The sequence below is a fragment of the Sorangium sp. So ce327 genome (genome assembly GCF_051530205.1).
Lineage (GTDB): Bacteria > Myxococcota_A > Polyangia > Polyangiales > Polyangiaceae > Sorangium > Sorangium cellulosum_B.
Map to the genome: position 1 here is coordinate 10,041,919 of NZ_CP150330.1, position 13,490 is coordinate 10,055,408.

A 13,490-nucleotide genomic window follows, 5' to 3' on the forward strand; every position below is an offset into this window, starting at 1 on the left:
TGCGCGTCGCGCGGCGCCGAACGCGCGCTCGCCAGGGGTCCTCCGTCATGTCCTCCGCGTCCTCGCTCCTCGACCTGCTCACGCCCGATCCGGGGCGTGTCCCCTGGAACGAGCTCCAGGTCTTCGACTGGGTCCGCGCGCTCGAGGCGTGCCCGCAGGACCCGATCCACCACGCCGAGGGCAACGTCTGGATCCACACCCGGATGGTGCTGGAGACGCTCCTCGGGCTGCCCGAGTGGCAGGCGCTGCCGGCCGAGGAGCAGCGCGTCGTGTACCTCGCGTGCCTCCTCCACGACGTGGCGAAGCCGGCGACCACCCGCGAGGAGGACGGACGGATCACGGCGAAGGGCCACTCTCGCGCGGGGGAGCTCCTCGCGCGCCGCCTGCTCTGGGAGCTCGGCGCGCCGTTCGCGCTGCGCGAGCAGGTGTGCGCGCTGGTGCGCTATCACCAGATCCCGTTCTATCTCATCGAGCGCGACGACGCGCGGCGCGTCGCCGCCGAGATCAGCCTCCACGCGCGCTGCGACCTGCTCGCGCTCGTGGCCGAGGCCGACATCCGAGGGCGCGTCTGCGCGGACATGGGGCGCGTCGTCGACAACATCGAGCTCTTCCGCGAGTTCTGTCGCGAGGAGGGGTGTTACACCGCGCCGCGGTCCTTCGCCTCGACGCACACGCGCTTCGTGTACTTCCGCTCCGATCCCGCCGGCGGGCGCCACCCGGACGTCGAGGTCTACGACGACACGCGCTCCGAGGTCGTGGTGATGAGCGGGCTCCCGGGCGCCGGGAAGGATACCTATGTTCGCCACCACCTCGCCGACTGGCCGGTCGTCTCCTTGGACGCGCTGCGGAGCGAGCTGGAGATCGATCCGGCGGACACGCAGGGACAGGTGGTCCAGGCCGCGCGCGAGCGGGCGAAGGAATACCTGCGGCGCGGCGAGCGGTTCGTGTGGAACGCGACGAACCTCTCGCGGCAGCGGCGCGGCCCGCTGCTGCAGATGGCGGCCGACTACGGGGCGAGGATCCGCGTCGTCTACGTGGAGGTGCCTGCATCGACGCTGTTCGCGCAGAACCGGGCGCGGGAGGCGGCGGTGCCCGAGGCCGTGATCCGCCGGATGATCGAGCGCTGGGAGATCCCGGCGAAGACCGAGGCCCACGAGGTGGTGCTGGCGGTGCGCTGACGCCTGACGTCGCCTGCCCTCTGCCGGAGCCGCCGGATGGAGCGGCACGAGCCGCCCGGCTGCGCCCGCACGCGGCATGGGGTACGCTGCGCCTGGAGCGACGTATGCCCTTCCAGAGCGAGAATTCTTTCATCCCGATTCCCCCGCCCGGCGAGGACGAGCTCCCGTACGACGATGGAGAGCCGATGGAATCCGAGCGCCACCGCGCGCAGATGGACCTGCTCATCGAGGTGCTGAAGCTGCTCTGGCGCGACCGCGACGACGTCTACGTCGCCGGCAACATGGCCATCTATTTCAGCGAGTTGCAGGCGAAGAAGAACGACTTCCGAGGCCCCGACGTGTTCGTGGTGCTCGACACCAACAGGCGCGAGCGCAAGTCCTGGGTCGTCTGGCAGGAGGACGGGAGGACGCCCGACGTGGTGATCGAGCTGCTCTCCGAGAGCACCCAGGCCGTCGATCGCGGCGACAAGATGCGGATCTACGCGAAGCTCCTGCACGTGCCGGAGTACTACCTGTTCGATCCGTTCTCGGGCGTGCTCGAGGCGTATGTGCTCGATCGAGCCACGCGGTCCTACCTGCCGATGCCGCCCGAGACGAACGGCGACGTCGTTAGCGCGTGCCTCGGCCTGCGCCTCGGGGTGCGCCACGGCACGTACCGCGGCCTCGCCGTCGACTGGCTGCGCTGGATCGATGCCCATGGGCGCGTGCTGCAGACCGGCGAAGAGCAGGCTCGCGCCGCCGAAGAACAGGCTCGCGCCGCCGAAGAGCAGGCTCGCGCCGCCGAAGAGCAGGCGCGCGCTGCCGAAGAGCAAGCTCGCGCCGCCGAGAAGCAGGCTCGCGCCGCCGAAGAGCAGGCGCGCGCCGCCAGCGATGAGGCGAGGCAGCTCGCAGCCCGGCTCGCGGCGTACGAGAAGCAGTTCGGTCCGCTGCCCGGCGGCGGCTCGAGCTAGCGGCCACCCGGCCGCCGACGCCAGGTTCAGCCCCAGCCGACCCGCTCGCCCCGCCCGAAGCCCGGCGCCAGCATCGCCGCCCACCGCGCCGGGCTCTTGATCCGCTCCCGCGCCATCACCGCGTCCGCCACGAGGAGCCGCTGGAGCCCCTTCTCACCGCCGAGCAGCTCGCCCGCCTGGCGCCGCGCCGCCGCCGCATAGAGCGGCATGTCCGCCGCGTCGAACCCGGCCGCCGCCGCCTCCAGCCGCGCGATCGCCCCCTCCCTGTCGCCGCGCAGCTCGGCCGCGCCCGCGCGGATCAGCGGCGCGAACGGGTCCGACCACGCCGTCTTCTCCCGGGCGAGCGCCGCGGCGTCCCGGAGCGCCGCCTGGATCAGCGGCTCCGGCTCGGGCGCCGCCTCGGCCACGGCGAGCGCCGTGCACGCGCGCTCGACGTGGGCCATCACCCGGCTGTTCTGCATCATCAGCAGCATCGAGCCCTCGAGCCTCGGCCAGGCGTCCGTGAGGCGCTTCATCGCGGCGCCGGCGCGGCCCGCGTACCGGTCGACGTAGGTCTCGCCGAGCAGCCCGACGAAATGCTCGAGGTGGAACCCCGACGTCGTCCACCTCGACAGCGCCCCCGCGATCGCGCCGCGCGCCCCCGCCACGTCGTCCGACGCGAGCGCCACCCACGTCGCCTGCACGCTGAAGATCGCCGCCGCGTAGAGATCCCCCCGCTGCTCGGCGGCGCGGAGCACCGCCGGCGTCGTCCGCGCGAGCGCGTCGATCTGCCCGCGGTAGTACCGCGCCCACGACGCCATCAGCTGCGTCGTGGCGAGCTCCCAGGACACGCCGGCGCAGCGGTCGCGCAGGAGCTCGTCGGCGACCTCGTACCACGCGGACGCCGCCTTCCAGCGCCCGGCCGTGAACGCCTCGAGCATGCCCGACACCATCATCGACAGGCCGAGCAGGTGCGGGCTGTCGAGCCGCTCCGAGAGCGCCCGCACCGCCGCGACGAGCTCCTCCGCGCGCGCCCGGCCCGGCGCCCCCATCATGCACGCGGACGAGGCCTCGAACGCGAGCGCGCGGCCGACGCGGTACGGCTCGCCGGCCCGCAGCGCGAGCAGCAGGGCGCGCGCCGAGAACTCGGCGGAGCGGACCATGTCGACGCCGGACAGCCCCACCGTCACCGTCCAGCAAGCGTCGATGCGCGCGAGGTCCTCCGGCCGCACCTCCGCCTCGGACCGCTCGCGGAACCGGAGGCCCCTGAGGCGCAGCTCCGCCCGGTGCAGGAGCAGCGCCACCAGCGCGCGCCGCGGCGTCTCCGGGAACGACAGGCCGACGGCCCGGAGGACGGCGCGGACGAGATCGATCCCCTCGTCGATGTGCCCGCTCCGCAGGTACTGCTCCGCGGCCCGCCGGCGGAGCTCGAGCGAGAGCGCGCCGTCCGCCCCCTCCGCCGCCGCCGCGTAGATCCTCGCCGCCTCGGCGCTCTTGCCCGCGTTGACCAGGGCGTCGGCGCACCGCACGCCGAGCGCGCGCCGCTCGGCCTCGGGGACGTCCGCCTCGCGCGAGCGCAGGTCGAGCGCGAGCTCGTAGAGCCGCGCCGCGCGCTCGAACGCGAGCGCCTCCGCCGCCTCCTCGGCCGCGCGCTCGGCGAGCCGCCCCGCCCGCGCCGCGTCGCCAGCGCCCAGCCAGTGCCGCGAGAGCGCCTCCGCGTCCGCCGTCCCCAGCGCCTCGAGCGCCCGCCCCAGCCTCCGGTGCCGCGCCGCGAGCTGCTCCGGGCCGAGCCGACCGACCACGGCCGCGCGCACCCTGTCGTGCGACGCCTCGACGAGCTCGCCCTCGCCGGCGCGCCGCGCGGCGATCAGGTCCTCCATGAGCAGCAGCGTCATCGCCGGGGCAAGCTCGTCGTCGCGGAGCTTCGCCGCCCGCGCCACGACCGCCGCGTCGATCGGCTCCCCGGCGACCGCGATCACCTCCAGCAGCCGGAGCGCGTGCTCCGGCAGGCGGCGGAGCCGCGCGTCGAGCGCCCTGCCCCACGCGGCGTCGCCCCGGGCGCCGTCCTCGCCCGAGAGCTCCTGCGCGTCGCGGGCGAGCTCGCCGAGCAGCCGCGGGTTGCCCCGCGAGGCGCGGGCGATGGCGTCCGCCCGCGCGCGGGTCACGTCGTCGCGCGCGAAGAGGAGCGCGAGCGAGAGCTCCTCGGCCTCGAGCGGCGAGAGCGGGCCGACCGCGATCTCGCGCAGCTCGCCGTCCCGGCGCGCCGACGCGATCCGCCCCCGCGCGCCGGCGGCCTCGGCCTCGGCGTCCCGGCGCTCGAGGCCCATCCCGTCGAGCAGCGCGCGGAGCGGCGCGCTCGTGGCGACGTCCTCGTCCCGGAAGCTGCCGAGGAACATCATCGCTGGCGCGTCGGGGGGCCGCGTGAGCTCGAGCAGGAGCGCCACGCTGTCGATGTCGCTCCACTGCAGGTCCTCGATCGCCACGACGAGCGGGCTGCGCTCGGCGATGCGCCAGAGCAGCTGGCGGAGCGCGGCGAAGCTGCGCTGCCGCAGCTCCTGCGCGTCGGGCGACTCGCACGCGCGCGGCGCCGACGCGACGGCCGGCACGCTCGAGAGCACGGGGAACACCCGGGCGAGCGCGCGGACGTCGCGCGGCAGGAGGCGCTCCACATCATCGCGCGAGACCCGCCGGAGGAAGCGGCTCAGCGCCTCCATCACGCCCCCGAACGCCTTGTAGGACTCGGCCGCCGCGAGCGCGCAGCGCCCCCGCAGGATGACCGGCCCCTTGTCGCGGCGGAGCCCCATCAAGAAGTGGTGGATGAGCGCGCTCTTGCCCATGCCCGCGGCGCCGTGAACGAGCACGGCGACGGGCCGCTCCAGCACGAGGACCTCGGCGGCGCGCTGGAGCGCGCGCAGGTGCGGGCGGCGGCCGATGAAGTGCTCGATCGTCGGCGGCGCCGGCGGGAGCAGCGCGCTCGCAGGCGCCGCCTCGGCGATCGCAGGCGCGAACTCGGCGCTCCCCGGCGCGGGCTCCGCGCCCTCCGGCGGGGGCTCGGCGCCCTCAGGGTACTGCCGCTCCGCGCCCTCCACGCCGCGTCACCGTCACTTCTTGCTCAGGAACGTATCCATCGCACGCCGGTGCTCCGGGCCGTTCCACTGCTCGGCGAACGCCCGTCGCTCGACCTCGGCGGCGGAGGCGCGCAGCGCCTCGCGCACCTTGTGCAGGGACCGCTTCATGGCCGCGACCGACGCGCGCGGCCCCTCGGCGATGCGGCCGACCTGCGCGATCGCCCGGCTCCGCGCCGCGCCGGTGGGGACGACCTCGCTCACGAGGCCGACGCGGAGCGCCTCGGCGGCGTCGATCCTCTCCGCCGTCAGGAGCAGCCGCGCCGCCGCGAGCGGCCCCACCCGCTCGCAGAGCCGCGTCAGCCCGCCCCAGGCCGGGGACAGGCCCATCTTGACGTGCCGGAACGAGAGCGCGGCGTGCTCCTCGACGACGACGAAATCGCAGAGCAGCAGGAGCTCGCAGCCGCCGCCCAGCGCGTCGCCCTGCACGGCGGCGACGATCGGCACCTCGCTCTCCTCGAAGGCCGCGAGGCCCTCGAACAGCCGGAGGACCTCGCCCCCCTCCGCGCCGCCGGCGGCGAGCGCGTGGAGCTCGCGGATGTCGCCGCCCGCCACGAAGACGTCGCTGCTCGTCGCGGTGAGCACGACGCCGCGCACGCGCGGGTCGGCGCTGGCGCGGCGGATCGCCTCGCCGAGGCGGCCCGCGAAGTCGCTGTCGATGGCGTTCCTGCGCTCGGGACGATCGATGGTCAGGACGACCGCATCGCCGGCCGCCTCGACCCGCAGGGTCACGAGAGGGCCCTCCGCGCGCCCCTCCCGCCGGTGAGCGCCGCGGCCTTCCCGCGGCTCGCGCCCGCCCCGTTCTCCGCCGCCGCGCGGCTCAGCCGCCGCGGCGCCGGCATGCGCTCGTCGTGGATCACCTCGGCGATCCGCGCCTCGAGCGTGCGGCGGCTGAGGCCCCGCTGCTCCGCCGCGTACCGCTCGGCGTAGCTGATGATCGCGCCCGCGACGTCGACGCCGCTCGCGCGCTCGATCCCCTCCAGGCCGGGCGAGCTGTTGATCTCGAGGATCTTGGGCCCGGAGCGCGCCTCGAGCATGTCGACGCCGGCGACCTCGAGGCCCATCGCCTTCGCGGCGCGCATCGCGACGCTCCGGTAGGCGCGCGGCAGCTTCACCCGATCGCCCTTGCCGCCGCGGTGGAGGTTCGAGCGGAACTCCCCCGGCTTGGCGACGCGGCGCATCGAGGCGACCACGCGGCCGCCGACGACGATGACCCGGATGTCGCGCCCCTTCGACTCGCGCACGTACTCCTGGAGCACGATGTCCTGGCCCATGGCCCAGAACGTCTCGAGCAGGGCGTGCACGGCGTGGGGCGTCTCGGCGAGCATGGTGCCGATGCCCTGGGTCCCCTGCTGGAGCTTCACGATCGCGGGGCAGCCGCCGACGAGCGAGAGCGCCGCCTCGACGCCGGCCGGGCTCCGGGCGCACACGGTGATCGGCACGTTGAGCTTGCGGCGCGTGAGCAGCTGGAGCGCGCGCAGCTTGTCGCGGCTCCTCGCGATCGAGACGGCGCCGTTCAGGACGGGGACGCCCATGAGATCGAACTGACGGACGACGGCGAGGCCGTAGTTCGTGATGCTGGCGCCGATGCGCGGGATCACGATGTCGAAGCGGGGCACCGCCGAACCACCGACGAGCAACGACGGGCGGCCGCGCGACACGACGATCTGGAAATCGAGCGGATCGATGACGCTGACGTCGTGACCACGCGCGCGCCCCGCGAGCACGATCCGGCTCGTCGAATAGAGGGACGCGTTGCGGGACAGGACGAGGAGTCGCATGTGGCCCGGAGGCTAGCAGAGCCGGCAGACTGCGTGGATGGATGCGCGTGCCGATTCATTTTTCGCTCTTCGGCGGTTCTTCTGACGCTCGCGCCGCTCACACCGCGCCCGCACGGTCGCGCGCCGCGCCATCGGCCCTCGTTTTCCATGGGGCTCCGCGCGGCCCGTTCGGCGGACCAGGCGCGGCAGAAGCGCGGAGGTGCAGCGCTTGCGCTGGAAAATGTTTCGTGTACGAATCATCTCGGTCGTGCCGGCGAGGAGGGGTTCGCGATGTGGCAGCCGTTCACGGAAGAACATCAGCAGTTCAGGAAGACGGTGCGGGCCTTCGCAGAGAAGGAGCTCGCTCCTCATGTGGAGGAGTGGGAGTCGTCGGAGTGCTTCCCCAGCTGGGTGTTCAAGCGCGCCGGCGAGCTCGGGATCCTGGGCGCGCACTTCCCGGAGGAGCACGGCGGCGCCGGGCTCGACTACTGGTTCTCGGCGGCCAAGGCCGAGGAGCTCGTGCGCTGCACGATGGCGGGGGTCTCGATGGGCCTGCTCGTGCAGAGCGACATGGCGACCCCGGTGATCAGCGACATCGGCACGAAGGAGCAGATCGAGGAGTTCCTCAAGCCGGCGCTCGCGGGCGACAAGATCGCCGCGCTGGGCGTCTCCGAGCCGGCGGCCGGCAGCGACGTGGCCGGGATCCGGACGATCGCGCGCAAGGACGGCGAGGATTACGTGCTGAACGGGCAGAAGACGTTCATCACGAACGGGACACGCGCCGATTTCGTGACGCTGCTCGCCAAGACGTCGCCGGACAGGGGCGCCCACGGCTGCTCGTTCTTCCTCGTGCCGACGGCGCTCCGCGGCTTCAACGTCGCGAAGAAGCTGAAGAAGATCGGCAACAAATCCTCGGACACCGCGGAGCTCTTCCTGGAGGACGTGCGGGTGCCGGGGCGCTACCTGCTCGGCGAGCCCGATCAGGGCTTCGCGTACCTGATGCAGAACTTCCAGACCGAGCGGCTGGTCGCTGCGGTGAGCGCGATCGCGAGCTCGTTCATGACGCTCGACGGCACGGTCGAGTACGGGCGCGAGCGGGTGGCGTTCGGCAAGCCGATCATCAAGCGCGAGTCGTGGCAGCACAAGCTCGTGGACCTGTACACGCGCTGCGAGGCGGCGCGCGCGTTCGCCTACAAGTGCGTCGACCACTACAACGACGAGCGGTACGTGCGGAAGGTGCCGATCAGCTTCGACACGGTGAAGCTCATCTCGATGGCGAAGATTTTGGCCGGCGACGTGGCGAACGACGTCGTGGACACCTGCCTGCAGTTCCACGGAGGCTGGGGCTACATCGAGGACTTCCCGATCGCGCGCGCGTGGCGTGATCAGCGGCTCCTCCGCATCGGCGGCGGGACGACCGAGACGATGAAGTACTATCTGGCAAAGCTGATGAACTTCTGAGCGCCCCCGCGGCCCGGCGGCCGCATCGCCGCGAACCGAGGCCCTCGGACACACCCTCGGACACAAAAGCGCGCCGGTCGAAAAAAAGTAGAGACAAGCGGCGCGAGAGGCTGTAGATATCCCGCTCCCAACGACCGGGGCTGTAGCTCAGCTGGGAGAGCGCATGACTGGCAGTCATGAGGTCAGGGGTTCGATCCCCCTCAGCTCCACCGATAGGACCGAAGGACTCCTGTTCCTGTGAAGGAGTCCGCATCGCCGTGCCTGCTCGCCGGCGTGTCGGAGTAGAGAACCCGGACATGGCTCTCTCGCCTCACTGGGTCTTCCCGGAGCTCGACGCGAGCGCGGTGAGCGCGGCGCGGGCGCGGCAAGACACGCTGACCAAGCCGCGCGGCAGCCTCGGCGTGCTGGAGGATCTCGCCGTGGCGCTCGCCGGCATCCAGGGCGGGGCGCCCGCGAGCCGGCCCGCGGCGGCGGTGCTCTTCGCCGCCGATCACCCCGTCGCCCGGCACGGCGTGTCGGCGTACCCGCCAGAGGTCACGGCGGCGATGGTGGCGAACTTCGTGCGCGGCGGCGCCGCCGCCAGCGTCCTCTGCCGGAACCTCGGTGTCGATCTGCGGGTCGTGGACGTCGGGGTCGCCCACCCGTACGAGGGCGTGGGCGGCGGCGATGGCGCGCGGCTGCGGCGCGATCCGGTCGCCGACGATCCCATCGGTGACCTGCGGATCGAGGACGCGCTCTCGGAGGCCGTCTACGAGCGCGCGCTCCGCGCGGGCGCCGCGGAGATCGACGCGCTCGGGGGCGACACGCGCGTCGTCCTGCTCGGCGACATGGGCATCGGCAACACGACCGCGGCGGCGGCCATCACGGCGCTGCTCCTCGGGATCGCGCCGGAGGACGTCGTCGGGGCGGGGACCGGCGTCTCCGGCGACGCCCTGTCGCGCAAGATCGAGGTCGTGCGCGACGCGACGCGACGCGCGCGGGAGGTCTCGGGCGTCCAGCGCACCGACCCGCACCGCGTCGTGCAGGCGGTCGGCGGGAAGGAGATCGCCGCGCTGGTGGGCGCCATGGCGCGGGCGATCGAGCGGCGCATGGCGGTGCTCGTCGACGGCTTCATCGTCTCGACGGCGGCGCTCGCGCTCGTCCGGATGTGCGCCGAGGCGCGGTCGGGCATGATCTTCGCCCACCGCTCGGCCGAGCGCGGCCACGCCCACGTCCTCGCGGCGCTCGACGCGCGCCCCTTGCTGGACCTCGGGATGCGCCTTGGCGAGGCGAGCGCGGCGCTGGCCGCGCTGCCCCTCCTCGACGCGGCCTGCGCCCTCCACGCCGGCATGGCGACGTTCGCGAGCGCGAGCGTGCCGGATCGCGCGCGGCCCGGGACTCCATGACGACGCCGCCGGTGCTGCGCGGCGCCCGCGCAGCGGCGACCTTCCTCACGCGCGTCCCGGTCGGCGGCTTCCCCTACGCCGAGGCGGACTGGCGCTGGGCCTCTGCCTGGTTCCCGTTCGTGGGCGCCGCGCTCGGCGCCGTCCAGGCCGCGGTGTGGCTGCTCGTCGATCGGAGCGGCGCGCTCGTCGCGGCGAGCGTCACCGTGGCCCTCGGGCTGCTGCTGACCGGGGCGTTCCACGAGGACGGCCTCGCGGACACGGCCGACGCGCTCGGCGGCGCGCTCGATCGCGCTCGGATCTTCGAGATCCTCAAGGACAGCCGCATCGGCGCGTTCGGCGCGGCCGCGCTCATCGTTGTCCTCGTGCTGCGCGTCGCCCTGCTCGCGCGGCTCGACGCCGCGGCGCCCGTCGCCCTCGTGCTGACGCAGTGCCTCTCGCGCACCCCGCCGATCTGGCTGATGGTCGCGCTGCCCTACGTGACCCAGAGCGGCTCGCGCAGCCGCCCGGTGGCGCAGGCGGCGCTCCCGCAGGCGCTGCTCGGCTCGCTCTGGCCGGCGCTCGCGCTCGCCGCGGCGCACGCCGCCGGGGCCCTCACGGCGGCCGAGGCGGCGGGCATGCTCGTCGCGTCCGCCGCCGCCGCGGCGATCTGCGGCCTCCGCTTCCACGCCCGCGCCGGCGGGCTCACGGGCGACTTCCTGGGCGCTGCGCAGCAGATCGCCGAGTGCGCCGCGCTGCTCGCCCTCGCGCTCGTGCGGGGCGGCTGAGCCGCGGGCGCGCGCGTGGATCCCCTCGCCCGCGGCCTCATCGCCTTCCGCCACGCCCCCGTCGCGCTCTCCGGCGTCTGCTACGGCCGCCTCGACGTCGCCGCGGCGCTCCCCCCGGAGGCTGCAGCGGCCGCGATCGAGCGCGCGCTCCACGAGCTCTGCGTCCGCCCCGGCGTGGTCTTTTCGTCGCCGCTCTCCCGCTGCGCGCTCCCGGCCGCCGAGCTCGCGGCGCGCCTCGGGGTGCCGCGCGCGATCGACGATCGCCTGCTCGAGATCTCCTACGGCGCGTGGGAGGGGCGCGCCTTTGCGGACATCGAGCGCGACGATCCGGCCGCGTACGCCGCGTGGCTCGACGGCTGGGAGCGCGTCGGGCCGCCCGGGGGCGAGTCGGCGCTCGACGTCGAGTCCAGGGTGCGGTCGTTCTGGCGCGAGCTCGGCGACGCGGCCGGCGTGGACGTCGCGGACGTCGCGTCCCGCGCGCGCCCGCCGCTCCTTGTCGCGCACGCCGGGGTGCTGCGCGCGCTCCGGGTCGTCGCGCGCGGCGCCAGCTGGCTTGCGGCGATGAGCGCGCCGGTCCCTCACCTCACGGCCGAGCGCTTCCCTCTCCCTCCGTCCGCCCTTTCGCTGGCGGACCTTTGAGGGGCGCGTACCCTCGTCGGGCATGACTCCGCAAGAAGAGCTCGCGCTCCTGCTGCGCCCGGCGGCCGGAGGTCTCTACCTCGTCTCGACCGGCCGCGCGCAGCAGCTCGAGGTCCAGCGGCGGCTCTACGGCGCCGCGACCGAGGAGGAGGTCCTCGCGCGGTTCCGCGCGTCGCTCGACCGCATCGCCGGCGCGCGCGCCGTCCTGCTCGGCGTGCCCTCCGACGTCGGCGCGGGGTTCCTCCGTGGCTCCAACATGGGCCCGCAGGCCATCCGGACAGCGCTCCTCGACGCCTCCCCGGACTTCCCCGAGCGGGCGCGCGAGGTCGGGCTCGTCGACATCGGCGACGTGTTCGTCGTGCCGCAGCTCCTGCACGACGACATGCTCTCGGAGGCGCAGAAGGCCGCGTCGCGCCGCGCGCTCTACCCTGGCGTGCCCGAGCCCGTGGCGTCGCGGCTGCCGGTCTCGCCGCTCTCCATCGCGGAGCGCGCGCTCGATCTCGTCTTCTCGATCAACCCGGGCGTCGCCCCCATCGTGCTCGGCGGCGATCACTCCACGGCCTTGCCGGTCGCGCGCGCGCTCGCCCGCGCGCGGAAGCGGCCGTGGGGCATCGTCCAGCCCGACGCGCACACCGATCTCCTCGAGGAGCGGCTCGGGGTCGCATACTGCTTCGCCACGTGGTCGTACCACGCGAACGAGCTGGTCGGGCGGGGCGGCCGGCTGACGCAGGTGGGGGTCCGCGCGTCGCAGAAGCCGCGCGAGCACTGGGAGAGCCGCTACGGCGTGCGGCAGTTCTGGGCGGCCGAGTGCCGCGCCGATCCGGCGGCGGCGCTCGACGCCATCGTGGCCCACGTGAAGAGCACCGGCGTCGAGGGCGTGTATTTCTCGAACGACATCGACGGCACGGACGCCGCGTACGCCGACGCCACGGGGACGCCGGAGCCGGACGGCCTGTCGCCCGAGTTCGTCGTGGCGCTCATCCGCCGGCTCGGGCGCGAGGTCGGCCTGATCGGCGGCGACGTCATGGAGGTCGCGCCCGCGCTCCAGCCGACGCCGGAGAGCGCGGCGCGCACGGTCGCGCTCGCCGCGCGCTACCTGCGCGAGACGATCGAGGCCACCGTCGGCCGCGCGCTCGCCTGACGCCGCTCAGGGCTCGGGGCCGCTGGCCGCGGGCAGGGCGGCGTCGCGGGCCCAATCGCTCCAGGACCCCTCGTAGAGGATCGCGTCCTCGCGGCCGAGCGTCGTCAGGGCGAGCAGGTCGTGGCAGGCGGTGACGCCGGAGCCGCAGTAGCAGACCACGGTGGCTGCATCGAGCGCGCCGAGGTCGCGGTAGCGCCGCTCGAGCTCCGCGCGCTCGCGGAAGGCGCCCCCGGGGGCGCTGAGGTTCTCGACGAAGGGGGCGGAGCGGGCGCCGGGGATGTGGCCCGGGCGGGCGTCGACGGGCTCGGTCTGCCCCTCGTAGCGCTCGCGCGCGCGCGCATCGAGGATCACCGCCGCGGAATCGCGGCGCAGCCTGTCGACAGCGGCCTTGTCCGCGACCGGAGCGCCGCCGGGGGCGAGATCCATGGCGGGCGCTTCAGCGATCGTGGGTGCCGCGGTCGAGAGGGGGTATCCCGCGGCGGTCCACGCCTGGAGTCCCCCGTCGAGCACACGCCCGCCTGGATGGCCGAAGTAGCGCAGCAGCCACCAGAGACGGGCGGCGATGGCGCCACCGGCGTCGTCGTAGCCGACGACCAGCGAGCCTGGGACGACCCCGATGCGGGCGAGGACGCGCGCGAACGCCACCGCGTCGGGCAGCGGGTGGCGGCCTGGGCCGCCGTGCGCCGGGCTGGAGAGATCGGCGTCGACGTCGAGGTGGACGGCGCCCTGGATATGCCCGCGGGCGTACTCGTCGGCGCCGCGGCGACCGCCGAGGTACCAGCGGCAATCGACGACGCGGACGCGGGGATCGCCCGCGTGCGCTGCGAGCCAGGCGACATCGACGAGCGGACCGGGGGGCACGAGGAAGGGATCGCGCATGGGCGAAGGGTACCCACCCTGCTCGCGCCGGGCCACATCGCATCCTCGCCATGCCCGACGTGCTCGGCTGTGCCCGATGGCGCTGCGCGGCCGGACGCGACTCCGGCGCTCGACGGAGCGCCGAAAGCGACGGCATTTGCAAGCACTTTTGACAGCTGAAATGGGGCCTGAGGGCATCAGGCATGAACGTCAATCGACGCGTGCAGCACGCCTGGTTGCGAGGATAGCC

General features: G+C 74.2%; 11 protein-coding genes and 1 tRNA gene. 8 read left to right on the forward strand and 4 right to left on the reverse strand.

Annotation, left to right across the window (positions count from 1 at the left end; translation table 11 throughout):
- Window positions 1-47 precede the first annotated feature (47 nt).
- Together WME95_RS37610 and WME95_RS37615 are read left to right on the forward strand one after the other, a co-directional pair.
- On the forward strand, window positions 48-1,178 hold the full coding sequence (locus tag WME95_RS37610; RefSeq protein WP_437904135.1) for an AAA family ATPase: 1,131 nt from the start codon (window positions 48-50) through the stop codon (window positions 1,176-1,178).
- Window positions 1,179-1,282: 104 nt separating this feature from the next.
- Window positions 1,283-2,128 carry a Uma2 family endonuclease gene (locus tag WME95_RS37615; protein ID WP_437904136.1) on the forward strand — a complete coding sequence of 282 codons (846 nt, stop codon included), beginning with the start codon at window positions 1,283-1,285 and terminating at the stop codon, window positions 2,126-2,128.
- A gap of 26 nt (window positions 2,129-2,154) precedes the next feature.
- Here WME95_RS37615 and WME95_RS37620 read toward each other — a convergent pair whose 3' ends face one another.
- The 3 genes from WME95_RS37620 to WME95_RS37630 are packed head-to-tail and all read right to left on the reverse strand — an operon-like array spanning window position 2,155 to window position 7,013.
- Window positions 2,155-5,196: an ATP-binding protein gene (locus tag WME95_RS37620; protein ID WP_437904137.1), complete on the reverse strand. Its 3,042-nt coding sequence runs from the start codon at window positions 5,194-5,196 to the stop codon at window positions 2,155-2,157.
- 12 nt (window positions 5,197-5,208) lie between these two features.
- Window positions 5,209-5,964: an enoyl-CoA hydratase/isomerase family protein gene (locus WME95_RS37625; RefSeq protein WP_437904138.1), complete on the reverse strand. Its 756-nt coding sequence runs from the start codon at window positions 5,962-5,964 to the stop codon at window positions 5,209-5,211.
- Window positions 5,961-7,013, reverse strand: coding sequence for a RimK family alpha-L-glutamate ligase (locus tag WME95_RS37630; protein WP_437710729.1), 1,053 nt, complete (start codon window positions 7,011-7,013; stop codon window positions 5,961-5,963). Before WME95_RS37630 ends, WME95_RS37625 begins: the two co-directional genes overlap by 4 nt.
- 270 nt (window positions 7,014-7,283) lie before the next feature.
- Between WME95_RS37630 and WME95_RS37635 the strand changes: the two genes are divergently transcribed.
- The 6 genes from WME95_RS37635 to WME95_RS37660 all read left to right on the forward strand — a co-directional run bounded on the left by WME95_RS37635 (window position 7,284) and on the right by WME95_RS37660 (window position 12,382).
- Window positions 7,284-8,453, forward strand: coding sequence for an acyl-CoA dehydrogenase family protein (locus WME95_RS37635; protein ID WP_437544674.1), 1,170 nt, complete (start codon window positions 7,284-7,286; stop codon window positions 8,451-8,453).
- A gap of 136 nt (window positions 8,454-8,589) precedes the next feature.
- Window positions 8,590-8,662 (forward strand) — tRNA-Ala (locus WME95_RS37640).
- Between the two features lie 87 nt (window positions 8,663-8,749).
- Window positions 8,750-9,838, forward strand: coding sequence for a nicotinate-nucleotide--dimethylbenzimidazole phosphoribosyltransferase (cobT, locus tag WME95_RS37645; RefSeq protein WP_437544676.1), 1,089 nt, complete (start codon window positions 8,750-8,752; stop codon window positions 9,836-9,838).
- A complete protein-coding gene (locus tag WME95_RS37650) occupies window positions 9,835-10,602 on the forward strand; it encodes an adenosylcobinamide-GDP ribazoletransferase (RefSeq protein ID WP_437904139.1) in 768 nt (255 codons plus the stop codon). Before cobT ends, WME95_RS37650 begins: the two co-directional genes overlap by 4 nt.
- A gap of 15 nt (window positions 10,603-10,617) precedes the next feature.
- Window positions 10,618-11,241, forward strand: coding sequence for a histidine phosphatase family protein (locus tag WME95_RS37655; RefSeq protein ID WP_437904140.1), 624 nt, complete (start codon window positions 10,618-10,620; stop codon window positions 11,239-11,241).
- 22 nt (window positions 11,242-11,263) lie between these two features.
- The gene (locus WME95_RS37660; protein WP_437904141.1) at window positions 11,264-12,382 is read left to right on the forward strand and encodes an arginase family protein; all 1,119 of its coding nucleotides are present in this window, start codon (window positions 11,264-11,266) and stop codon (window positions 12,380-12,382) included.
- A gap of 6 nt (window positions 12,383-12,388) precedes the next feature.
- On the opposite strand, the gene WME95_RS37665 is transcribed toward WME95_RS37660, so the two are convergent.
- Complete coding sequence (locus WME95_RS37665; protein ID WP_437904142.1) at window positions 12,389-13,261, reverse strand: sulfurtransferase; 873 nt, start codon at window positions 13,259-13,261, stop codon at window positions 12,389-12,391.
- Window positions 13,262-13,490: the final 229 nt, after the last annotated feature.

Coding starts and splice junctions, on each gene's coding strand:
- WME95_RS37610 (WP_437904135.1), top strand. CDS start 48: ATGTCCTCCGCGTCCTCGCTCCTCGACCTGCTCACGCCCGATCCGGGG.
- WME95_RS37615 (WP_437904136.1), top strand. CDS start 1,283: ATGCCCTTCCAGAGCGAGAATTCTTTCATCCCGATTCCCCCGCCCGGC.
- WME95_RS37630 (WP_437710729.1), bottom strand. CDS start 7,013: ATGCGACTCCTCGTCCTGTCCCGCAACGCGTCCCTCTATTCGACGAGC.
- WME95_RS37635 (WP_437544674.1), top strand. CDS start 7,284: ATGTGGCAGCCGTTCACGGAAGAACATCAGCAGTTCAGGAAGACGGTG.
- cobT (WP_437544676.1), top strand. CDS start 8,750: ATGGCTCTCTCGCCTCACTGGGTCTTCCCGGAGCTCGACGCGAGCGCG.
- WME95_RS37650 (WP_437904139.1), top strand. CDS start 9,835: ATGACGACGCCGCCGGTGCTGCGCGGCGCCCGCGCAGCGGCGACCTTC.
- WME95_RS37660 (WP_437904141.1), top strand. CDS start 11,264: ATGACTCCGCAAGAAGAGCTCGCGCTCCTGCTGCGCCCGGCGGCCGGA.
- WME95_RS37665 (WP_437904142.1), bottom strand. CDS start 13,261: ATGCGCGATCCCTTCCTCGTGCCCCCCGGTCCGCTCGTCGATGTCGCC.